The 22,834-nt window shown below is 70.9% G+C and carries 19 protein-coding genes; 15 read left to right on the top strand and 4 right to left on the bottom strand.

Features of this window, described 5'->3' with window-relative positions:
- Positions 1-4: 4 nt before the first annotated feature.
- On the bottom strand, positions 5-1,171 hold the full coding sequence (locus U8331_RS09520; protein WP_481130809.1) for a Fic family protein: 1,167 nt from the start codon (positions 1,169-1,171) through the stop codon (positions 5-7).
- Between the two features lie 343 nt (positions 1,172-1,514).
- Here U8331_RS09520 and U8331_RS09515 point away from each other — a divergent pair, with 343 nt between their 5' ends.
- Positions 1,515-2,123, top strand: coding sequence for a class I SAM-dependent methyltransferase (locus U8331_RS09515; protein WP_481130808.1), 609 nt, complete (start codon positions 1,515-1,517; stop codon positions 2,121-2,123).
- 178 nt (positions 2,124-2,301) lie between these two features.
- Positions 2,302-2,895, top strand: coding sequence for a DUF6151 family protein (locus U8331_RS09510; protein WP_481130807.1), 594 nt, complete (start codon positions 2,302-2,304; stop codon positions 2,893-2,895).
- A 53-nt stretch (positions 2,896-2,948) separates the two neighbouring features.
- On the opposite strand, the gene U8331_RS09505 is transcribed toward U8331_RS09510, so the two are convergent.
- Complete coding sequence (locus U8331_RS09505) at positions 2,949-4,568, bottom strand: serine hydrolase domain-containing protein (protein ID WP_481130806.1); 1,620 nt, start codon at positions 4,566-4,568, stop codon at positions 2,949-2,951.
- Positions 4,569-4,754: 186 nt separating this feature from the next.
- On the opposite strand from U8331_RS09505, the gene U8331_RS09500 reads away from it, so the two are divergent.
- The 7 genes from U8331_RS09500 (at position 4,755) to U8331_RS09470 (ending at position 11,714) form a co-directional block, all read left to right on the top strand.
- Positions 4,755-6,032 (top strand): hypothetical protein, encoded by a 1,278-nt coding sequence (locus U8331_RS09500; RefSeq protein WP_481130805.1) that lies wholly within the window; start codon positions 4,755-4,757, stop codon positions 6,030-6,032.
- 69 nt (positions 6,033-6,101) lie between these two features.
- Entirely contained in the window at positions 6,102-6,893 is a 792-nt protein-coding gene (locus tag U8331_RS09495) for a hypothetical protein (protein ID WP_481130804.1), read from the top strand.
- Positions 6,894-6,989: 96 nt separating this feature from the next.
- Positions 6,990-7,550, top strand: coding sequence for a type 1 glutamine amidotransferase domain-containing protein (locus tag U8331_RS09490; RefSeq protein WP_481130803.1), 561 nt, complete (start codon positions 6,990-6,992; stop codon positions 7,548-7,550).
- 31 nt (positions 7,551-7,581) lie between these two features.
- The gene (locus U8331_RS09485) at positions 7,582-8,082 is read left to right on the top strand and encodes a DUF4126 family protein (protein ID WP_481130802.1); all 501 of its coding nucleotides are present in this window, start codon (positions 7,582-7,584) and stop codon (positions 8,080-8,082) included.
- A 71-nt stretch (positions 8,083-8,153) separates the two neighbouring features.
- Positions 8,154-8,432 carry a hypothetical protein gene (locus tag U8331_RS09480; protein ID WP_481130801.1) on the top strand — a complete coding sequence of 93 codons (279 nt, stop codon included), beginning with the start codon at positions 8,154-8,156 and terminating at the stop codon, positions 8,430-8,432.
- A gap of 3 nt (positions 8,433-8,435) precedes the next feature.
- The gene (locus U8331_RS09475; RefSeq protein ID WP_481130800.1) at positions 8,436-11,162 is read left to right on the top strand and encodes an excinuclease ABC subunit UvrA; all 2,727 of its coding nucleotides are present in this window, start codon (positions 8,436-8,438) and stop codon (positions 11,160-11,162) included.
- Between the two features lie 21 nt (positions 11,163-11,183).
- Positions 11,184-11,714 carry a nucleotidyltransferase family protein gene (locus tag U8331_RS09470; protein WP_481130799.1) on the top strand — a complete coding sequence of 177 codons (531 nt, stop codon included), beginning with the start codon at positions 11,184-11,186 and terminating at the stop codon, positions 11,712-11,714.
- A gap of 285 nt (positions 11,715-11,999) precedes the next feature.
- Here U8331_RS09470 and U8331_RS09465 read toward each other — a convergent pair whose 3' ends face one another.
- Positions 12,000-12,479, bottom strand: coding sequence for a VOC family protein (locus tag U8331_RS09465; protein WP_481130798.1), 480 nt, complete (start codon positions 12,477-12,479; stop codon positions 12,000-12,002).
- Positions 12,480-12,660: 181 nt separating this feature from the next.
- On the opposite strand from U8331_RS09465, the gene U8331_RS09460 reads away from it, so the two are divergent.
- The 3 genes from U8331_RS09460 to U8331_RS09450 all read left to right on the top strand — a co-directional run bounded on the left by U8331_RS09460 (position 12,661) and on the right by U8331_RS09450 (position 17,045).
- Positions 12,661-13,965 carry a PQQ-dependent sugar dehydrogenase gene (locus tag U8331_RS09460; RefSeq protein ID WP_481130797.1) on the top strand — a complete coding sequence of 435 codons (1,305 nt, stop codon included), beginning with the start codon at positions 12,661-12,663 and terminating at the stop codon, positions 13,963-13,965.
- A 32-nt stretch (positions 13,966-13,997) separates the two neighbouring features.
- Positions 13,998-16,157: a TPR end-of-group domain-containing protein gene (locus tag U8331_RS09455; RefSeq protein ID WP_481130796.1), complete on the top strand. Its 2,160-nt coding sequence runs from the start codon at positions 13,998-14,000 to the stop codon at positions 16,155-16,157.
- Positions 16,158-16,283: 126 nt separating this feature from the next.
- Entirely contained in the window at positions 16,284-17,045 is a 762-nt protein-coding gene (locus tag U8331_RS09450; protein WP_481130795.1) for a hypothetical protein, read from the top strand.
- Positions 17,046-17,119: 74 nt separating this feature from the next.
- On the opposite strand, the gene U8331_RS09445 is transcribed toward U8331_RS09450, so the two are convergent.
- On the bottom strand, positions 17,120-18,862 hold the full coding sequence (locus tag U8331_RS09445) for a potassium/proton antiporter (RefSeq protein WP_481130794.1): 1,743 nt from the start codon (positions 18,860-18,862) through the stop codon (positions 17,120-17,122).
- Positions 18,863-19,133: 271 nt separating this feature from the next.
- Between U8331_RS09445 and U8331_RS09440 the strand changes: the two genes are divergently transcribed.
- The 3 genes from U8331_RS09440 to motA all read left to right on the top strand — a co-directional run bounded on the left by U8331_RS09440 (position 19,134) and on the right by motA (position 22,831).
- On the top strand, positions 19,134-20,393 hold the full coding sequence (locus tag U8331_RS09440; RefSeq protein WP_481130793.1) for a putative DNA modification/repair radical SAM protein: 1,260 nt from the start codon (positions 19,134-19,136) through the stop codon (positions 20,391-20,393).
- A gap of 8 nt (positions 20,394-20,401) precedes the next feature.
- Entirely contained in the window at positions 20,402-21,829 is a 1,428-nt protein-coding gene (locus U8331_RS09435; protein ID WP_481130792.1) for a UdgX family uracil-DNA binding protein, read from the top strand.
- A gap of 141 nt (positions 21,830-21,970) precedes the next feature.
- Positions 21,971-22,831 carry a flagellar motor stator protein MotA gene (motA, locus tag U8331_RS09430; RefSeq protein WP_481130791.1) on the top strand — a complete coding sequence of 287 codons (861 nt, stop codon included), beginning with the start codon at positions 21,971-21,973 and terminating at the stop codon, positions 22,829-22,831.
- Positions 22,832-22,834: the final 3 nt, after the last annotated feature.

Genomic DNA, 22,834 nt, shown 5'->3' with positions numbered 1-22,834 from the left:
CGGCCTACTCGCGCTCCAGCCGGGTGAGGATCTCGCCGGCATGGAACACCCGATTCCGGCGCCGGGTCGGCTCGCTCAGGATCTTCCGCTCCACCAGTTGCGCGATCGCTCGGCTGGCCGCCACGAACGATATGCCGTGGGCCCGGGCCACCTGGTTGACGGTGGTGACGGGGTGGCCCAGCAGGTAGGCCGGCAGCCGGTGCGCGGTGGCGTCCGCGCGCAGCCCGGCCAGCCGTTGCGACCAGTCTTCGCGGATGCGCTCCAGGTCGTTGGCGATGGCGATGGCGTTGTCGCAGGATTCGCTCACCGCGCGGGCCAGCAGGCCCAGCCACGGCGCCCAGTCCCATCGCAGCTGGATGTCGGACAGGGCGTCGTAGTACTCGCGCCGGTGGCGCAGCAGGCTGCCCGACACGTACAGCGGCGGGTAGCCCTCGGCGGCCAGCATCACCGGCATCAGCAGGCGGCCGGTACGTCCGTTGCCATCGGCGAACGGGTGGATGGTTTCGAACTGCGCGTGGGCGATGGCGATCTGCGCGACCGGCGACAGCGCCCATTGCTCGTCGTCCCGGGGCGTGTACTGGAGCATGGAGGTTTCGAGTTCCCGCATGCACGCCGCGATGTGTGACGGCGGGGCAGGGACGAACGTGGCGTCCTCGATGCGGCCGCTGCCGATCCAGGCCTGGATATCGCGGTAGCGGCCGCGGCCCACGTTCGCGGGTGCGTCCTGCATCAGGATGGCGTGCATCGCCTGCACCAGCCCGAGATCCAGCGCACGTCGCGAGCCGGCGCGGCGGATGGTCGACAGCCCGTGGTCCAGCGCCTGCACGTAGCGTTCGGTCACCGTCGCTTCGGTCGGCAGGCCGTCGGTCGTTTGCGTGGCCTCGTATTCCAGCAGCTCGTGCAGGCGGGTGCGCGTGCCTTCGATCTGCGAGCTCTGCACGGCCTCGCGGCGGGCGAGGGTGCGGGTGACCATGTCGACGTTGGGGAGGTGCTGCGTGGTCGCCTTCAGGCGCTCCAGCGCCAGCATCGCCTGCGTCAGGTCCCGGTCAGCCGCGACGACATCCGGCAGCCGCCGTGGGGTGGGCGGCGCCACCAGCGCGTGGCAGTGGGGCGTGTCCTCGCATTTGACCAGGTGCGCTTGCAGCTGGGGAGTCAGGTCGGACCGGCGCATGGGCGCTCGCAAAGGTTCAATAAGGCCAGTCGTTATTAAACTCTACTGCCTTAGAGTTCAACAACAGGGCAGGTTATTCAACCTTTTGGCCCAGCGGGGCAGCTCGAACGCCGCCGACACGCGTTCGGTGAAGTCGATGGTCGGTTGCAGGCAGGGCGGGTCTGCGAACTGCGCGGACTGGGCGTTGGGTCGTCAAGCCGGTGTTAACGCCGTCTGGGGGTTTTCGGCGCTGCATGCCCATAAACCGCTGTCGGGCGTGTTTGTCTGCACCGCCGTAAAAATGGTTTCAGGAGCAGACTGCCGCTTGCCCCCAGCGTGGCGGGTCTTCGAAGGAGTTGCGTCGATGGCGCGGGACGCGCGCGACAACAACCGTCGCACTGTCATGGACTACGAACGCTCCGCGCGCGAGTACGTCGCCACGGTGGCAGGCAAGCCGTCGGCCAGTGCCGAAGCGCTGCGGCGTCTGGCCGCGGAGGTGGCGCCCGGCACGCGCGTGCTGGAGATCGGCTCCGGTCCGGGATGGGATGCCGATGCGCTCGAGGCGCTGGGCGTCGCCGTGCACCGCACCGACGTCACGGCGGCCTTCTGCGAGCTCCAGGCCGAACGCGGCAAGCGCTGCGAGCGTCTCGACCTGCTGTCGGACCCGATCGAGGGGCGCTATGGCGGCGCGATGATGCTTTGTGTGCTGCAACACTTCGAGCGCGCCCAGTTGGATGGGGCGCTGCGCAAGCTGGCGGACGCTTTGGACCCCGGCGCGTCGCTATTGCTGATGTACCCCGAAGGCGACGACGAGGTCCGGGAACACGGAGTCGGCGGCGACTACCGGGTCGTGCGGTGGGCGCCGGCCCCGTTCGATGCCCACCTCGCGCGGGCGGGATTCACCGTGGTGTGGGAACACCGCAGGGAAGGGCGCGGTGGGCCGTGGCGCACCCTACTGGCGCTGAGACGGTAGGACCCATAGGCGGAACCTGCGTAGCGGGTTCAGCCGGATGCAGGAGCGGCGCGAAACCGGACCGTCGAGACGGACGCAACGCGTGGTCCGTCCATCTATGATCCGCCTGCGAATCGCTCCGAAACGCTCCGGCTTTCGACCGTCCCGAGGGCTCGTGACCATGCCTGCGAGAACACCCATGCCCCTGCCACTGAAATGCCGCTGCGGCGCCGTCCGCGGGGAGATGCAGCCCGGACGCGCGTACGCCCGGGCCATCTGCTACTGCAAGGATTGCCGGGCGTATGCGCGGTTCCTCGGGCAACCGGGCGTGCTGGACGAGGCGGGCGGCACCGATGTCGTGCCCACGGCGCCGGCCACCGTGCGGCTGACGGCCGGCGCGGAGCAGGTGGCCTGCATGTCGCTCAGCCCCAACGGCACGCTGCGCTGGTACGCCGGGTGCTGCCGCACGCCGCTGGGCAACACCTCGCGCAATGCCGGGCTCCCGTACCTGGGGCTGGTCACGGCGTGTCTGGACGCCACCCCGCAGCAGCTCGACGCGGCTTTCGGCCCGGCCGGCCGCTGCGTGCTCAACACCGCTTCCGCCACCGCGCCGGTGCGCGCCACGCCACTGGCGTTCGCGTGGGGCGGGTTGCGGATCCTCGCCGGCGTGCTCGGTGCCCGCCTGCGCGGCGAGCGCGGGTCGCCGTTCCTCGATGCCGACGGGCAGTGGTTGCGCGCGCCGGAGGTGGTCGGCCGGGAGCAGCGCCGGGAACTGGAACGCGACGGCGGCTGACCGCCAGCTCGCGGTACGCGTAGGGCACCCGGCCTGCAGGCGCGGGTGGCCCGCTACCGCGCCCGGATAAAGATCAGCCGGTTGATCCGCATCGGGCGGCCGCCCTGCCAGATCTGCATCCGGAACCGCCGTGCGGTGCGGTGCGCGGGCAGTACCACGTGCAGCACGTGCTTGTTGTCCGACAGCAGGTGTACCTGCCCGATCACCGTCTGCGGGGCGGGGCGCAGCTCCGGCACGCCCACCTGCCGCGGCTCGGGCGGGAAGTGCAGCTTGATCGTGTGCACGCTGCCGGCGGTCGGCTGGTACAGGGCGATGCCACGGATGGTTTCCTCATGGTGGAACTCGACGTCGATCCATGGTGCGTTGGTGCGGCTCTTCCAGCCGGTCGCGAACTCGGGGCTGTTCATCACCGACGCCGGCGCGGAGTTGGAGGCGCCGTCCTCCGATGACAGCGTCACGCTGCGGGCGGGCACCGCCTCGTGCAGGTAGCGGAACAGCTCCCAGCCCTCGGCCATCGCCAGCGCTTCCCGGGTGAGCGCCTCGGTGGCCTCGATGGCGCGTTCGCCCGAGATGTTGGTGAAGGCGTAGGCGGCGGTGCGGTTCAGCAGGTTGATTTGGCAATTCGCCCGCGACCAGCCGTTGTCGCCGTTGTGGCCGATGGTCGATCGCGCCTCGTTGGTGGACCAGCCGCCGACGGTGAACGGCACGCTGAGGCCCGGCGGGCAGATGCTGGTGTATTGGCGCCAGGTCTCCGGTGAGAGGAACCTGTGGGTATTGGTCGCCACCTCGGCGATAAGCCGCCCGAACGCGCGCAGCGACAGGCACACCGCGCCCGACGGCGCGTGGGTGTAGGCGATCTGGCTGGTGTTGAGGTGCGCGGTGGTGCGCAGCACGCCATTCCCGTCGAAGCCGTGGAACCGCGGCCCGTCTAGCTTGCTGGTGGCCGAGAGCCGGTTGAAGGAGTACCGCTTGATGCCGAGCGGCTCGAAGACATGCGCCTTCATCAACTGCTCCCACGTCTGGCCGGTGCGCTTCTCCATCATCGACGTGACGATGACGCAGCCGCCGGTGTAGCGATGGGACCTGAGACCCTCCTTCTTCGTAGCCCCGGGGTCGCTGAAAGGCTCGTCGAGCATGGCCAGCCGCGCGTACATCCGGCGCTTGGCGATGAGGTTCTTCGACGGTGTGCTGCCGGCCGGGACGTCCAGCAGGCCCAGCGCCTCTTCCTGGTCGACGGACGGCGCACCCGGCAGGCCGGAGGAGTGGGTCATCAGGTCCGCCACGGTGACGCGCGCGTAATGGTCGGCCCAGCGTCGCGACTCGCGGGGGATCGACATGCCCGGCAGGACCTCGCGGTCGCTCTCCAGCCATTCGATCAGGTCGGGGAATACGTCGCCGATGCGGGTGTTCCAGGACAGCTTGTTCTGGTCGATCAGCCGCGCGGCCAGCAGCCCGGTGAGCGGTTTGGAGATCGACCCCAGGCACCAGCGATCGGCCGAAGTGATCGGCGCGTCCTCCTTCCACTGCCGGACGCCGCGCTCCACGCGCAGGGCGATGTCGCTGCCCGAGGTGAGGCCGACGCCCACCGCCGGCAGCACGGAGCGGGCGCGTTGTTCGTCGATCATTCGCCGCAGGTGGTCCCGCGCGTTCATGGCGGTGCGGTCGTTGGGCATGACCAGCTCCTGGGTGGCAGACCCTGTCCGGGTGGAGACACGACCTGACGCCGGTCGGTCTACCTCTCCAACGCGAAATGCCACGGGCGCTGGCCCACAGAGCGGCGACCAGCGCGTGCTGACATCATGGATGGGGGCAGCGGGCCGATGGGCTGGCCACATGAATGGAATCCCGGGGGAGAGGCAATGAACAAGACAGGGGTAATGCGCGGTATCGCCTGGGCGGTGTGCATGCTGGTGGGGGTTCCGACAGTCGCGTACCTGGCGCTCGTGATCGTCAACTGGAATGACCAGCCGCCTTCCGCCGACGTGGAGCGGCTGGTCGCGATGAAGCATGACCGCCCGGTATGGGTCGATGCCGCCAACGGCTATGTCCACATGCTGGGTCTGGCTGGCGGGCCGGACGCGGAGTCGGGCTATAGAGCCGCGCGCCGTCCGGAGGTCACCGCGCTCGCCGAGGCGTGCAGCGAGGCTCCGGCCTGTGCGGAGGCCCTGGGCGCCCACCCCGGGGCGCTCGCGCAATGGCTGGAGTCGGAGCAGTGGCTGCTTGAGCGGTACCGCCGCATGCTCGCGACCGAGGGTTGGCGGGAGGTGATTCCCGATGACGTGGTCGCGCAGTTGCCGCCCTACCAAACTGCGATGGAGGCGCAGAAGCTGCATTTGCTCGACGCACGGCAACAGGCCCTCGCGGGTGAACCGGCGGCCGTGCGCGACCTGCTGGAGCGGGACCTGGTGTTCTGGCGGCAGGTGCTGGCCTCGTCGGACACGCTGATCACCAAGATGGTGGCCGTGGGGGCGGTCCGGCGGAACTTCGCATTGGGCAACCTTGCGCTGCGCGAGCTCCCGCCCGATCTCGCGGACGCGGCCGTGCCGCCGTCCTGGCAGCAATCGCTGACGGTGGCCGAGCGCTCGCTTGCCCGGGCGTTTGGCGGTGAATGGCACTTTGTCGCGAACTCGATGCGGGCGGCCATGCCGCCGGACGGTCAGGACGCCTCCTTTGAAAAGAGCACGGCCGACCGCCTGCTGCGCCCCCACTACCAAGAGCAGGCGACGCTCAACCTGACTGCCGCTCGCATGGTGCGGTTGGGCACGCTGTCGGAGCTGCCCTATCCGGAGCTCGGTCAGGCACTCGAGCGTCTCGCGCGGCCAGGGGAGCAGGCGGGGCTGCGTTTCCACCCGTACAACCCGGTCGGCGCCGTTCTCGATTCGGTGGCGACCGAAGCCGTTTATTCCGATTACATCGCGCGGGCCAGCGATCTCGAGGGGTTGCGCCGCGCCACGCTTTCGGTGGCCAGCCTGCGGGGCGGAGGCGTCGGGAGGGAAGGTGTAGCGGCGGCCGTGCGCGAGTCGCCGATGCGCAGCCCGTACGACGGCGCGCCGTTCGAATGGGATGTCGCTACCGGGTCGGTGGTATTTGACGGTTTGGCGGGGAGCGGGCGCGGGCGACACGCGGTGCTGTTCTAGGCAGCCGCGGGCGTCGCGCGCCCGCTGCTAGGCTGCCGTCCACCCCCACCCAGACCCCCGGAGCCGGTCATGCCCCGTACCCCCAGCGGATTTCGCTCTTCTCTCGTAATCGCCGCCACGTTGCTTGCCACCGCTTGCGCCACGCCGCCCGACGCGGCCCCCGCTGCCGACGGGGCCGTCCGCGCCACCGGCGTGGTGGCGTCCATCGACACCCAGCCGTGGGCCTACGACGGCCATGCGGTCGTGCAGGTGGACACCGCCGACCGCGGCCGGGTCGACGTGCAGTTGCCGGCCCGCTGGAGCCTGTGCAAGGCGCCGCCGGTGGACGTGGAGGCGCTGGCCGTCGGCATGCGGGTGCAGGTGGTGGCCGCGACGGCCGGCGAGGGCGCCCTGGTGGTCTGCACGGACTCGGCGCATCGGCTGGTGCCGGTGGGCGATGCGCCGTCGCCGGCGGGTGGCGAGGGCGACACCGTCGGTGGCGACGGCTCGGCGATCACGCTGTCGCCGCTCACCGCGGCGGACATCGAGGGCGCGTCGCTGGCCGGTGAACTCGCGTGCAGCTTTTCCGCCGCGCCGGGCGATGCGCCGCTGTTGCTGGCCGAGGGCGATGTCGCCTCGGATGCGCCCGCCCGCGGCGTGGTTAAGGTCGGCGACTACGTGGAGCCGGTCGCGGCGCCGGGTGGCTTCGACGGCATGCTGCGCGGCGCGCGTTTCTCGGGCGCCGGCAAGGTGGTGCTGGTCGAGCTCACCGGCCCCGCCACGCAGGGCGGTGAGTCGCCACCCGGCCCGGCAACCCTGACGTACCACCGCGCCGACGGCGCCCGGCGCACGTTCGCCGGCCAATGGCAGTGCGGGCCGTAAGGGGGGCGGGCCTGCACGGTCACGCCGTGCCCATGGCCCCGGTTGCATCCTGCGGGCCTGCGGCACGTGGCCGCGTCCGGACTTGCAGGAGGTCCCATGAGCAGTGCGCTTCAGAACAAGACCGTCGCCATCCTCGCCACCGATGGCGTCGAACAGGTCGAGCTGACCGAGCCGAAGAAGGCGGTGGAGCAGGCCGGGGCGACCACCCGGTTGCTGTCGATCAAGGACGGCGAGATCCAGGGGATGCACCACGACAAGCCCGGCGACAGGCTCAAGGTCGACGGCCGGGTGGCGGACGCGAAGGTTGAGGACTTCGACGCGTTGATCCTGCCCGGCGGCGTGGCCAATCCCGACAGGTTGCGCATGGACGAGGCGGCGGTGGGGTTCGTGCGTGACTTCTTCCGCAGCGGCAAGCCGATCGGCGTGATCTGCCACGGGCCGTGGGTGATGATCGAGGCCGACGTGGTGCGCGGCCGCCGCATGACGTCCTGGCCCAGCGTGCGCACCGACCTGCGCAATGCCGGCGCCGAGGTGGTGGACGAGGAGGTGGTGACCGACAAGGGCATCGTGTCCAGCCGCAAGCCCGATGACCTGCCGGCGTTCTGCAAAAAGATCGTCGAGGAGTTCGCCGAAGGCCGCCACTCGCCGCGCACCTGACACCGCGCGCACCGACACAGGGAGATTGCAGATGGCACTGGTCCATTCGGTTCTGATGGCCGCGGTCGGCGGGATGCGAGCGGTGACGCCACTGGCGGCGGTGGCCAACGCCGCGCGCGACGACCTGCTTCCGCGCGACACCGGGGCGCCGCGCTGGCTGGCCAGCCCCGTCACCTCGGCCGCCACCAGTGCACTCGCGCTGGCGGAGATGGCCGGCGACAAGATGAAGAGTGCGCCGGACCGCATCGCGCTGCCCGGCCTGCTGGCCCGCTGCGCCACCGGCGCGATCGCCGGCGTCGCGCTGGCCCCGGCGCGGCAACGCAACACCGCCGCGTTGCTGGGGGCGGCCGCCGCGGTCGGCTCGTCCTACGCCACCTTCCGGCTGCGCAAGTACGCGCTGAAACGCTACGGGCAGACGCCCACCGGCGTGGTCGAAGACGGGATCTCCGCGGCCGCGGCGGCGCTGGTGGTGGCCAGGGTGGGCCGGGAGGCGCGGCTCCGGCGGCGCGCACCGCTGCGGCGCCTACGCTGACCGGTCGCGCGTTTGCCCTCTAGGGGCGCCGGCTGCGTTAGCCTTCCCGTCCCCGATTTCAGGTCCCAACCATGAGAGCCACCGTTGTCGGTCTGGTGACGCCGCACCTGCTACGCGTCATCGACCTCGCCAATGAAGCCGAGAAGGGCGTCAACGTGGACTGGCACGTGCGCGATGCGGTGTCCCGGTCGATGGCCGAGCTGGCCGACCAGTACAACGCGGCGGCATTGATGCAGGCGCTGGTGGACGGGCTGGAGAGCGCGGCCGCGAACGCGCCGCGGGGCCGTACCGCCTACGCCGGCGTGCTGCAGTCCGCGGCAGAAACGGCCCGCCGCCTGCTGCGCGACTGAGGCATGCCCCGCGCCGCCAAACCCCGCTCCGCCGACGAGTCGCCGGCCGGCACGTCGCCCGCCAGCAGCCCGACGCCTGCCAACAGCCCGGCCCCCGTGATCGCCCGTGACGACGGCTGCGTCCGCGTCCGCGGCGCCCGCGAGCACAACCTCAAGGACGTCGACCTCGACGTGCCGCGCGACCGGCTGGTGGTGTTCTCCGGCGTGTCCGGCTCGGGCAAGTCGTCGCTGGCGTTCGGGACGATCTACGCCGAGGCGCAGCGCCGCTATTTCGAATCGGTGGCGCCTTACGCGCGGCGGCTGATCGACCAGGCAGGCGTGCCGGATGTCGACGCCATCGAGGGCCTGCCGCCGGCGATCGCCCTGCAGCAGCAGCGCGGGGCCAGCAACGCGCGCTCCAGCGTCGGCAGCGTGACCACGTTGTCGAGCCTGGTGCGGATGATGTATTCCCGCGCCGGCGCGTACCCGGCCGAGCAGCCGATGCTGTACGCCGAGGACTTCTCGCCGAACACGCCGCAGGGCGCGTGCCCGCGTTGCCACGGGCTCGGCCACGTGTACGAGGTGACCGAGGCGCTGATGGTGCCGGACCCGTCGCTGACCATCCGCGAGAAGGCGATCGCCTCGTGGCCGCCGGCGTGGCACGGGCAGAACCTGCGCGACATCCTGGTCACGCTCGGCTTTGATGTCGACAAACCCTGGAAGGACCTGCCGAAGAAGGACCGCGACTGGATCCTGTTCACCGAGGAGGCGCCGACGGCGCCGGTGTACGCCGGCTTCACCCCGGCCGAAACCCGCGCCGCGCTCAGGCGCAAGGCCGAGCCCAGTTACATGGGCACCTACACCGGCGCGCGCCGCTACGTGCTGCACACGTTCGCCACCACCCAGAGCGCGCTGATGAAGAAGCGGGTGTCGCGCTTCCTCGAGGGCCGGCTGTGCCCGGAGTGCGACGGCAAGCGGCTCAAGCGTGAGGCGCTGTCGGTGACGTTCGCCGGGGTCGATATCGGCGAGCTCTCGCGCCTGCCGCTGGACCGGGTGGTGGAACTGTTGCAGCCGGTCGCCGAAGGGGCGCTCCCTGCGGAAGCGGGCGAGGGCAGCACCAACGCCAGCGCGACCAGACGTGACCGCGCGAAACGCGCCGCCGCCAAACAGGCCACCCACGCCGCCGCGCCCGACGTGCGCCGCACCCCGGCGATGTCCGAGGAGAAGCGGCTGGCCGCGCAGCGCTTGGCGGAGGGCGTCGTCGGCCGGCTGCACACACTGCAAGCGCTGGGGCTGGGCTACCTGTCGCTGGACCGCAGCACGCCGACGCTGTCGCCCGGCGAGCTGCAGCGCCTGCGGCTGGCCACGCAGCTGCGCTCGCACCTGTTCGGCGTGGTCTACGTGCTCGACGAGCCGTCCGCCGGCCTGCACCCGGCCGACAGCCAGGCGCTGTACGACGCGCTGGAGCAGCTGCGCGACGCCGGCAATTCGGTCTTCGTGGTCGAGCACGACCTGGAGCTGATGCGCCGCGCGCAGTGGCTGGTCGACGTCGGCCCCGACGCCGGCGAGCGCGGCGGCGAAGTGCTCTACAGCGGGCCGCCGGCCGGGCTGGCCAAGATCAAGCAGTCGCGCACGGCGCAGTACCTGTTCGGCACCACGCCGGCGCCCGGCAGCCATGAGCGCACGCCGTCCGGCTGGCTGGAGCTGCAGGGCCTGCACCGCCACAACCTGCACGGGCTGGACGCGCGCGTCCCGCTGGGCGTGCTGACCGCGGTCACCGGCATCTCCGGCTCGGGCAAGTCCAGCCTGATCGCCCAGGCACTGGCCGAGCTGGTCCGCCTGCACCTGGGCCACGAGCCCGAGGACAGCGACGACGACACCCCCGACGCGCCGTCCGCCATCGAGCGCACCCGCGGCCACCTGGCCGGCGACGTCGATGCCGTGAAGCGGCTGGTGCAGGTCGACCAGAAGCCCATCGGCCGCACGCCGCGCTCCAACCTCGCCACCTACACCGGCCTGTTCGACCACGTGCGCAAGCTGTTCGCCGCCACGCCCGAGGCGCGCCGCCGCCGCTTCGACGCCGGCCGCTTTTCGTTCAACGTCGCCAAGGGCCGCTGCGAGACCTGCGAAGGCGAGGGCGTGGTCAGCGTCGAGCTGCTGTTCATGCCCAGCGTCCACGCGCCGTGCCCGACCTGCCACGGCGCCCGCTACAACGACGCCACGCTGCAGGTGCGGTGGAACGGCCGCAACATCGCCGAGGTGCTGGGCATGACGGTCGAGCAGGCCGCCGGGTTCTTCAGCGGGCAGGAGGCCATTGCCCGCCCGCTGCACCTGCTGCGGGAGATCGGCTTGGGCTACCTGCGGCTGGGCCAGCCCGCCACCGAGCTGTCCGGCGGCGAGGCCCAGCGCATCAAGCTGGCGACCGAGCTGCAGCGCAGCCAGCGCGGCCGCAGCCTGTACGTGCTCGACGAGCCCACCACCGGCCTGCACGCCGCCGACGTCGATCGCCTGATGGCGCAGTTGCACCGGCTGGTCGAAGCCGGCAACACGGTGGTGGTGATCGAACACGAGATGCGCGTGGTGGCGCAGGCCGACTGGGTGATCGACATGGGGCCGGGCGCCGGCGAGCGCGGAGGAAGGATCGTCGCCGAGGGCCGCCCGCGCGAGGTGGCGAAGGTGCGCGGCAGCCGGACGGCGGGGTACCTCGGTGCGGCGTTGGATTGTCTGGACGGGGACGCGCCGGGCGACTGACCAGCGCGCTAGGATGCGCGGATGGCCAGCCTGCTTGACCAGATCCGGGAATCCCTTGCCGCCTTCACCCGTTTGCGGGTCCCGCCGGCGCTGATTGGCGGGCTCGCGTTGGCCGCACACGATGTCGTGCGTGCCACGCGTGATGTCGATTTCCTCGTTGATGCAGACGATGGCGAACGGTCGCACGAACTGCTGTTGGAGCTCGGCTACCGCTGCATCCATCGCAGCGAGGATGCGGCCAACTACCTGCGGGGCGATGAGGGTCTCGACGTGCTGTATGCGCACCGCCCCATCGCCCGTCATCTGCTGGCGACCGCCAACGAGCGTGATACGCCCATGGGGCGATTGCGGGTGATCAGTGCCGAGGGGCTGGTTGCATTCAAGCTGCAGGGATATATCAATGACCCGACACGCACGCGCGACCTGGACGACATCCGGGCGCTGCTGCGTGCGCATTTCGAGACCCTCGACCGCGAGGAGTTGAGGAAGTATTTCGGTCTGTTCGAACGGGAGGATCTGTTTGAAGCGCTCGTCGACGAACTTTCCGATTGACAACGACCGCGTCGTCCTCGTCCGCGAGGGGGGGGAGGGCCGCATGCCGCCTCCGCTCGATCCGATCAAGGCATGGATCGACCTGATGGAAGTGGTGGAAATGCTGCGTCCGCAGGCGCGCCGGCGCCCCCCAAAGCGGGCCGGCGGGCGATTTCTGCTGTAGCCGGGGAGTAGGTCGTTCCGTAGACCGAGGCAAGCGGTCCGTCGCTCAAGCTGCTGGAGATCGACCGGAAGGGGCTGGAAGTGTTGCTCCAAGGCGAGTGCTCCGCCCTTGCCGGGCATCCTTCACCCCCGTCGCGCGGCCTCGATCGCGGCGACATCGATCTTGCGCATCGTCATCATTGCGTCGAACGCGCGCTTGGCGGCGGCGCGGTCCGGGTCGGTCCACGCGTTGGTCAGCACGCGCGGGGTGATCTGCCACGACACGCCCCACTTGTCCTTGCACCAGCCGCACTCGCTCTCCTGACCGCCGTTGCCGACGATGGCGTCCCAGTAGCGGTCGGTCTCGGCCTGGTCGTCGGCGGCGACCTGGAACGAGAACGCCTCGCTGTGCTTGAACATCGGCCCGCCGTTCAGGCCCATGCAGGGGATGCCCATCACGGTGAAGTCGACCGTCAGCACGTCGCCCTGCTGGCCGTCGGGGTAGTCGCCCGGCGCGTGGTGCACGGCGTCGACCGAGCTGTCGGGGAAGGTCTCGGCATAGAAGGTCGCGGCGTCCAGCGCGTCGCCGTCGAACCACAGGCAGATGGTGTTCTTGGAGATCATGCGGGGTGTCCTCGGGTGGAAGCGGCAGCGCCGCCGGTCTCCTGACGACGGGCGAGGGCGCCGGGATTCGACAATGCCATGCGCGGGCGGGATGGTGCCGGTGACTCGCGGCAATCACCTTGGGGGTAGGCTATCCGGGTCGGCATCGCGGTATGCGGCCGACGTGGATCAAGGGGGGTCGATGACGATGTTGCGTACCTTGGCAGTGGCTGCGACGTGCCTGCTGTCGGCGCTGCCCTGCGCGGCGCGTGAGCGCTATGCCGTGCAGGGCGCGCCATGCGACGGCTATCCGCGCCTGGCGATCGAGACCATGCGCGGCATGTGCGCCGGGCTGGTGGCCGGCCCGACCGTGCAGGACCCCGCACGCGAACTGCGCCTGCCGCGCTCGCTGCTGCAACTGGACGCCGACACCTGGCTGGTGACCGACCTGGGCCGCTGGGACGGCTCGCACGGTGCGGTGTGGAAGCTGCACACGCGTCCCGGTGAAGGCGCCACGCTGGAGCGGATCATCGACGGGCTGCACCTGCCGCATGCCATCGTCCGTGGTCCCGACGGGCGGGTCTACATCGGCGAGATGAGCCGGATCGTCCGTTTCGACCCCGGGGCGGCGACGCCCGCGGCGACCATCGAACCGGTCGTTACCGGGTTGCCCGACAACCGCCTGCATGCGCACCGGCATCCGCTGTCGAGCTTCGTGTTCCTGCCCGATGGCGACCTGCTGGTGAACGTCGGGGCGCCGAGCGACCAGTGCGCCGGCGACGGGGCGCGTACCGACGCCGGCCTGTGCGCGGAGAGCGAAGGCGAGTCGGACGCAGCGTCGCTGCGGGTCTATCCGCGCGATGGCGAGGGTGGCTGGTCGCCGGACTACACGGTAATGGCGCGCGGGCTGCGCAACTCGGTGGCGCTCGCGGTGCATTCCTCGGGGACGGTCCTGCAGGCGGAGAACAGCTACGACTTCGAAAGCCGCTGGGTGCCGTTCGAGGAGCTCAACATCATCGAGGCGGGCCGGCATTTCGGCTGGCCCTATTGCACGGCGACGTCCCACGTCACGCCCGCATGGCCCGACAGGGGGGAGTGGTGCCGGTCCGACTCGCACGCCACCGCGGCGCTGCTGTTGCCGCCGCACGCGGCGCCGCTGGACATGCTCTGGTACGACGGCGCGATGTTCCCGGCGTTGCAGGGGCGGCTGCTGATGAGCTGGCACGGCTACCGCTCGGTCGGCGGCCGCATCGCCAGCTTCGCGGTGGATGTGCGCGGGGTGCCGATTCCCGACCCGCGTCCGCGCTTCCCGATCTACGGCGCCGGCCACCGCGCGTACGGCGCGGCGCCGGCCGCCACGCCGGTGGTGCTGACGCCCGGGTGGGGCCTGCGTCGCGGGCTGCACCCGCAGGGATCGCCGGTGGGCATGGCCGTTGCCGCCGACGGTGCCATCTGGGTCGCCGACGACCGCGCCGGCGCGATCATCCGGTTGGCGACGGACGAATGAGCCGCCAACCCACGGACCGCCCGCGCAGGCGGATGCTGAAGAAACTTCTTCCCGCCGGCGTATTGCTGGCGCTGTCGGTATGCGTGCTTTTGATGACCGGTATCCAATCGCTGTTGTTCGCCGCCCAGCACGACCCGGCGTTTCCACGCCTGTCGGACAACCTGGCCGCGTCCGGGCACCTGGAAGTGCGCCGGCAGATCAGGGGCAACATCCAGGCGATGTTCGCGCTGCCACGGCGGAACGAGGTCATCGTGGTCGCCGACGGCTACCTGTGGCGCTTCAGCGCGGACGGCCGGCTGCTCGACACCATCGACACGCCCGGGGCGATGCACCGCAACGGCATTTCGTTCGGCGACGAGGGTTTCGTCGACTGGGTGCACACCGGCGTGCGCGCCCGCAAGCCGTATGCGCCCCCGGTCGACGGCAATGCGCTGGAGCCGGCGCGACTGCAGGCCACCCTGTCCGCGGCGAAGGTGGTGGCCTTCGGCCGCGACGACGTGAGCGCCTGGGCCTGGCTGTGGGATGGCGACACCGCCTGGAAGATGGACATCACCGGGTATCGCGAGCGGGTGGACACGTACTGCAACCCGCGTTCGTCCACCGACGACCATCTGTCCTGGGCCGACACCTGCCTGGAGGGACTGGACGCACCGGAGCCGCTGATGGTGGAGATCGAGGCGGATTCATTCGCCGGCGGCTACGGCGGCCGGCCGTCGCGCGTGGAGGTGGTCGGCTTCGACCGCCGCCATTACCACGTGGAGGGTGGGGTGGTCCGCTATGCGGCGGAGGTGGTCGCCGGCGGCGTGTTCAAGGTGATCGCGCCGCACCTGCCGGGCGGCTTGCCGCGCCGGTGCTGGTTCGGCGATGCGCACACCCGCCTGCGGGTGGGCGACGAGGTCCTGCAGTTCAAGGTCTTCGTGGGGCGCGACGAGGGCGACTACGAGTTCCTGCACATGACGTCCTGGTGGGACCCGTCCACCGTCCTGCCCGGCGCGAGTCCGTGGCTGCAGATACGCATGCGCGACTACATGGACCACGCGGGCGAGGACGCGTTGTGGCAGCTCTATCGCGAGGATTTCGGCCTGTACGCCGTGCGGCCACGGCGGAGCGCGCACGATCCGGCTGCCCCGGCGCAGCCGGTCCCGGCGTGGGTGCCCGCGTTCGAAGGGCCGGAGACCGAGCGCGATGCGGTCACCGGCACGGTGGTGCTGGACAGCGGTGCCACGGTCTACCGCTGGTGGCGCGCCCGGCCGGCGGGTCGGCGGATCATTGCTCCGACCGTGGCGCTGGATGCGGACGGTCCGCCGTTGAGCGGACTGCCGACCGCGATGCGGGTGGAGTGGGGCTCGCCGTGGGACGAGGGCAGGCACGCCGTTGTCGAAGTGACGCTGGACCCGGCGCAGACCCGCGCCGCGTTCGCGCGTCTGCCGGCCGCGCACGGCCCGGCCACCCTGCTGTTGCAGGTGCCGGACCTGTTCGGCGAGGTGGACGGGATGCGGTTGGTGCTGCGCCGCGGTGGCACCGACGTGCCGCTGGACCACGCGAAGGTGGCGTACATCCGCCGCCCGACGTTCCGGCCCTGGCACGGCCGCGAGGGAGAGCCGCCGCCGCCGACGCGCGTGGCGCAACTGCAACAGACCGGCGAGGCAGCGGCGGCCGGCGAGGACGAAGCGCTGGCCCGCTTCCAGCTCCAGGCCGAGACGATCGCGCGCGATCCGGGCATCGGGGCCCAGTCGGTGCCGTTCGTCACCGAAGGCTACGCCCGCCTGCTCAACGGCCTGAATTCGGCCGGGCATGTCGACGCATCGACGGCACTGGTGCGGCACTACCTGTCACGGGTGCATCCGTACACGTCCGGGCGTTCGGATGATCCCAGCGTCGCCTACAACACCAGCGTGATCGCGAGCCAGACCCTGGCGGTGGCGATGCGCCGGCCGCAGGACGCCGGGCTGGTCGATGACGTGATGACCACCCTGGTCGGCGCGCAGTTCGATCCCGACACGCACCCCAATGCCACCCTGCTGTACAACCTGGCCTGCTACTACGCGCTGCAGGGCGACAAGCCGCGGATGCTGAGGCACGTGTCCGCCGCCATGCGCCTGGGCAAACCGGGCGAGCAGTTCCAGCGCGACCGGGACTTCCAGCGGTACCGGGGCGATCCGGAATTCAAGGCCGCGGTGTCAGCGCAGTAACCCCTTGGACGCGGGGGCGCACCGTGCGCGGCCAGCTCCCCGCGCGCTGGAACCTCTGGCAGGCCGCGCCGGTAGACGTGGAGGCGCAAGCGCAGGGGCTTCACGCACCCGGCCTATCCTGTCCGCATGCAAAAGCTGGCCGACACCTTCTGGAACCTGCGTGGCACGTACCGCGTCGGCGGCGTGCTCGATATCGGCACGCAGATGTCGCTGGTACGACGGGCCAATGGCCGCTTCGTGGTGGTCGACGGCATCGCGCTGGATGACGGGCAGCAAGACGCGCTGATGTCGCTCACCGGCTACGGTGAACGGGTGGAGGCCGTGGTGCACGTGCACCCGTTCCACACGCTGCACGTGGAGGCGGTGCATCGGCTGTTTCCGTCGGCGACGCTGTACGGCACCGCGCGCCATCGCCGGCGGGCGCCGTCGCTGCCATGGGCGGGGGCGCCGGTGGAGGCGTGGGGCGTCGACCATCCGCTGGCGGACGTGTTCGACCTGTCGGTACCCGACGGCGTCCAGTTCACCTGTCCCGACGAGCGCGTGCACACGGCCTCGGTGCTGGTGCGCCACCGGGCCAGCGGCATCGTCCACGTCGACGACACGCTTAATGTCATGGCCGCGCCGGGGATGCTGCGGCGGTGGCTGCCGCAGTCCTCGCTGCGCATGCACCCGATGCTGGGACGTGCACTCCGGCCCGCGCCGGGGGCGGCGGATGCCTATGCGAGCTGGGCACGCGGGCTGGCGGCAAGGTGGGCCGACACGGCCATCGTCTGCGCCGCGCACTCGGCGGTACGGCGGTTGCCGGAGGGCGGCTTCGCCCGCGAGGTGCTGGCCGCGCTCGACAGGGTATCCGCCACGCTGGACAGGCACCGGGCGCGGCACGGGTAGGCCCGGCGGGGCGCCGAAGGCGTGGATCCATCCGGGGCCGGACGCCGGGGGTGGAGCGCCTAGTGCCGGACGATCTAGCGCCGCCGCGCTTCCGACCCGTTTTCCGGCGCCGCGGCGAGCATGCCGACGGTGGCGATCCGCGGCCCGTCCATGTCGCACACCTGCAGCCGCGTCCCGTCCAGCGCGATGGTGGCGCCGGCGACGGGTTCGCGGTCCAGGTGCTGGCGGATCACCGCTTCCAGCGAGTCTTCGTCCGCGGCGGTCAGGTGCACGCCATAGGAGTTGCGTATGTCCTCCACCGTGGTGCCGCCCTTGAGCCGCAGCTCGAGCTCGGGCAGCGGGTCGGCCGCGCTGTCGTCGGTGGCCTGGGAGAACGCGCGATCCACGAACGGCCGGGTGATGGGCCGCAGCACCGCGAACAGGTGGTCGTCGGCGCGCAGGACGGTGGAGCCGCGCGGCGGGATCACCCCGTCGCCGTGGGTGATCATGGCGATGACGGTGTCCTCCGGCAGCGCCATGCGCGACAGGCGCCGGCCGACGGCGCGCGAATCCGGCGCGAGCGTGTACTCGACGATGTCGGCGTTGACGTTGCCCAGCGAGGTGATTTCCAGCGTCGCCGCGGGGCGGGCCGGTGGCGCTTCGGCCAGGCCCAGCCTGCGGGCGAGCCATGCCAGCGTGGAGCCCTGCATGATTGCCGAGATCAGCACGACGAAGAACACCACGTTGAAGATCACCGGGGCGCCGGGCAGCTCGAACAGCAGCGGGAAGATCGCCAGCACGATCGGTACCGAGCCGCGCAGGCCGACCCAGGACACCAGCGTGGTCTCCCGCTTGCCGTAACCGAACGGCAGCATCAACGGCATCACCGCCAGCGGGCGGGCGATGAACATCAGCACCAGCGCGATCATCAGCCCCTGGATCCACACGTCCAGTAGCGCCATCGGGTCGATCAGCAGGCCCAGCACCACGAACATGGTGATCTGGGCGAGCCACGCCATGCCGTCGTGGAACAGGAACACGCTGCGCTTGAAGGCGAAATGGCTGTTGCCGACCACCACGCCGGCGATGAAGATCGCCAGGAAACCGCTGCCGCCCAGGTTGGCCGCCAGGCCGAACGCCAGCAGGCCGCACGCGGTCACCAGCACCGGGTACATGCCCGAGGCCTGCAGCCGGATACGCCTGAGCAGGGCGACCGCGCCCCAGCCCACGCCCAGCCCGCAAGCCGCCCCCACGCCCATCTGCATCAGGAACAGCTTCAGCAGCCCGACCCCGAGCGGCACGTCGTCGACGATCACCTCGATCACGCCGATGGTCAGGAAGATCGCCATCGGGTCGTTGGATGCGCTCTCCACCTCCAGCAGTGCCTTCAGGCGCTTGCGGATGTGGATGCCCGCGTTGCGCAGCTGGGCGAACACGGCGGCTGCATCGGTCGAGCCGACGATCGCGCCGATCAACAGCCCCTGCAGCAGCGGCCAGTCGAGGATGTGGGCGGCGGCCAGGCCGGTGACCACCGCCGTCACCAGCACGCCCAGCGTCGCCAGGGTGGCGGCCGGCTTCCACACCGAGCGGATCGAGGCCAGCGGGGTCTGCAGCCCACCGTCATACAGGATCACCGCCAGCGCCAAGGTGCCCAGCGCGTGCGCCGCGCCGGGGCTGTCGAAGGCGATGCCGCCGATGCCGCGCTCGCCGGCCAGCATGCCCACGATCAGGAACAGCACCAGCACCGGCAGCCCCAGCCGGGCGGATGCCTTGCTGGACACCACGCCGAGCAGGATCAGCACGGCGGAAAGGAGGAGGATCCGGTCGATCGCGAACATGCGCGGCGCTTCGGGCAGGAGGGACGGACCTTGGACCCTACCGCTGAAGCTGCCCTTGTTGGATCAACACGGTGCCGCGCAGGCGGCTGCTCGGCGCCGGTACACCGAGGCCTGCGGCACGCCGGCGGGCGATCCGCCCGCGCAATGCGAGCGGCGTGGAACGACTCGATACGGCCCGTACCGGGCCGCGCGGTGCTTCGCCGTGCGGGCAGGGCTGAACCGTTCATTGCCCGTCTCACCGGCTGAGACCGGCGCCCGCGACCCTCGCGCGATGAACGTCACCGAAAAACTCGCGGTGCTGGCGGACGCGGCCAAGTACGACGCCTCCTGCGCCTCCAGTGGCGCGGCGAGGCGCGACTCGTCGAAGACCGGCGGCATCGGCAGCACCGGTGGCATGGGCATCTGCCACTCCTACACGCCGGACGGCCGTTGCGTGTCGTTGCTGAAGATCCTGCTGACCAACTTCTGCATCTTCGACTGTGTGTACTGCGTCAACCGCGTATCCAGCAACGTGCGGCGCGCGCGCTTCAGCACTGACGAGGTGGTACGGCTGACGCTGGACTTCTACAAGCGCAACTACATCGAGGGGCTGTTCCTCTCCAGCGGCATCATCCGCAATGGCGACTACACCATGGAGCAGCTGGTGGAGGTGGCGCGCAGCCTGCGCGAGGACCACCGCTTCGGCGGTTACATCCACCTCAAGACCATCCCCGACGCGGCGCCCGAGCTGCTGGCCGCGGCCGGGCGTTACGCGGACCGGCTGAGCATCAACGTCGAGCTGCCGACCCAGGCCGGGCTGGACGCGCTGGCGCCGGAGAAGAACCTGCAGAAGATCCGCGGCGCGATGGGCGAGGTGCGCTGGCGCATCGAGGACGGCCAGGCCGCGCGCAAGGCGGTGCGGCGCGGCTCGGCCAGGCCGCCGCGGTTCGCGCCGGCCGGACAGAGCACGCAGATGATCATCGGCGCCGACGGCGCCGACGACCGCAGCGTGCTGCAGTCCAGCGCCAATCTGTACGGCAACTACCGGCTGCGGCGGGTGTACTACTCGGCCTTCAGCCCAATCCCGGACGCCTCGTCACGGCTGCCGCTGGTGGCACCGCCGCTGGCGCGCGAGCACCGCCTGTACCAGGCCGACTGGCTGCTGCGCTTCTACGGCTTCGAGGTCGACGAGATCGCCCCGGCCGTAAGCCACACCGCGCCCGGCGCCGGCATGCTCGACCTCGACATCGACCCCAAGCTGGCGTGGGCGCTGCGCCACCCGGAGCGTTTCCCGGTGGACCTCAACCATGCGCCGCGCGAGTTGCTGCTGCGCGTACCGGGGCTGGGCACGCGCAACGTGGCGCGCATCGTGCAGTCGCGCCGCAGCGGTGGACTGCGCGTGGCCGACCTGGCCCGGCTGCGCGCGCCGCTGGCCAAGGTGCTGCCGTTCGTGCAGTTGCTCGACCACCACCCCGGCCGCCACCTCGACGATCCGGTGCGGCTGCGTGCGCGGCTGGCGCCACCGCCGCGGCAGGCCGGGCTGTTCGGCTGAAGGCACGCATGCATCGCGCGATGGTGGAGCCGGCATGGAGCCTGGAGGCCTGGCGGGGACAGGCCCGGGCGGCGCTGGCGGCGGGGGTGCCGCCCGAGCAGTTGCAGTGGGACGGCGACGCCCAGCAGGGCCTCGCGCTGGCATCGCCACTGCCGGACGCGCGGCCAGCGGACGCCCGCCCGGCGGTGCCGGCGGCGCTGCCCGAACTGGCCGGCGCGGTGCTGTGCCATCGCGACGCCGGCCGCCACGGCCTGCTGTACCGGCTGCTGTGGCGCGTGGTGCATGGCGAGCGCCGCCTGCTGGAGCGCGCCACCGACGCCGACATGGCGGCGGCGACGGCGCTGGCGCAGGCGGTCCGTCGCGACACCCACAAGATGAAGGCGTTCGTGCGGTTCCGGCAGGCCGGCGAGGGCGCGGAGGCGTACGTCGCCTGGTTCGAACCCGAGCACTGGATTGTCGATCGCGTGGCGCCGTTCTTCGCCCGGCGCTTTGCCGGGATGCGCTGGGCGATCCTGACCCCGTACCGCAGCGTGCGATGGGATGGCAGCGCGCTGGAGTTCGGTCCCGGGGCCGTGCGCGCCGATGCGCCGGCCGAGGACGCCCGGGAGGACCTGTGGCGCACCTACTACGCCAACATCTTCAACCCGGCCCGGCTCAACCCGACGATGATGCGGCAGGAGATGCCGCAGAAGTACTGGAAGGGCCTGCCCGAAGCCGCGCTGCTGCCGTCACTGCTGCGCGACGCCGGCAGCCGCGTGCGCGACATGGCCGAGCGCGAGGCGCAGGCGCCGCGCCGCAGGATCCCGGAGCGGCGCATCGAGCCGGCACCGGCCGACGCCGGCGGCCTGGCGGCGGCGCGGGTGCAGGCGGCGGACTGCCGGCGTTGCCCGCTGTGGGAGCCGGCCACCCGGACGGTCTGGGGCGAAGGGCCGGAGGACGCGCGGCTGATGTTCATCGGCGAGCAGCCCGGCGACGCCGAAGACCTCACCGGGCGCCCGTTCGTCGGTCCGGCGGGCGCTTTGCTGGACCGCGCGTTCGCCGACGCCGGCATCGAGCGCGCTTCCGTCTACCTGACCAATGCGGTCAAGCACTTCCGGTTCGAGCAGCGCGGCAAAGTGCGCCTGCACCAGCGACCCGACGCCGGCCATGTCCGCGCCTGCCACGGGTGGCTGCAGCGCGAGCTCGGTACCGTGCGGCCGGACGCGGTCGTGTGCCTGGGGGCGACCGCCGCGTCGGCCGTGTTCGGGCCCGGTTTCGGGCTGACCGGGCAGCGCGGTCGTTGGCACACCCTCGGCAACGGCGTGCGGGCGATGGCGACGGTGCACCCGGCGTGGGTGCTGCGGCAGCCGGCCGCGAAGCAGGCGGCCGCCTACCGCGGGCTGGTCGAGGATCTGCGCGGCATCCAGTCCGGCAGCGGCCAGCCCTCCGGCCTGTGACGCGCTGGAGTGTGAGCGCGTTCGCATCCGGTCGGTGACGCAGCCATCGCCGCCGCGCACCATGCTGCGGAAAGGGGCTTAAAGCCCTGACGGATTGCGCCGTTACTGGCGGGACCCTCGTGCTTTCCGGAGCTCCCGCTCGTGTATCTGATCATCGGTGCCATCGTCGTCGTCGCCAGCGTGCTCGGCGGCTTCATGATGGTGGGCGGCAAGCTGCTGGCGTTGTGGCACGTCAACGAGGTCATCGTCATCTGCGGCTGCGCCCTCGGCGCCTATGTGATCGCCACGCCCCCCAAGGTGATGAAGAGCGCGTTGCAGGGCATGGTGGCGCTGCTCAAGGGCCCCAAGTACCGGCGGGCCGATTACGTCGACCTGCTGAAGCTGATCTACGAGGTGCTGCTGAAGATGCGGCGCGACGGCACGATGGCGATCGAGGACCACATCGAGAACCCGAAGGACAGCGCGATCTTCCAGAAGTACCCGAAGATTTCCGCCGACCCCCACGTGCTGGAGTTCATCACCGACTGCCTGCGGCTTATGGTGGGCGGCAACATGAACCCGCACGAGCTGGAGTCGCTGCTCGAATACGAGCTGGAAACGCACCACCAGGAGGCGCTGGAGCCGGCGCATTCGGTGCAGAAGGTCGCTGACGCGTTGCCCGGGTTCGGCATCGTCGCCGCCGTGCTCGGCATCATCCTGACGATGTCGATCGTCGGCAGCGCGCCCCCGGCGGAAATCGGCGAAAAGGTGGCCTCGGCGCTGGTGGGCACGTTTCTGGGCATCTTCATCGCGTACGGTTTCGTCGGGCCGATTGCCAGCGCGATGGAGAACCGTGCGCATGAAGAGGGCAAGGCGTTCGAGGTGGTCAAGATGGCGCTGGTGGCCTCGCTGCGCGGCTACGCACCGTCGGTGGCGATCGAGTTCGCGCGCAAGTTGCTGTTCTCCGACGTGCGTCCGAGCTTCCAGGACCTGGAAGCCGACCTCAAGGCCGCCAAGAGCTGACCG

It is taken from the genome of Lysobacter sp. CC-YZS074, assembly GCF_056739745.1.
This window is presented reverse-complemented; position numbering and strand designations above follow the sequence as displayed.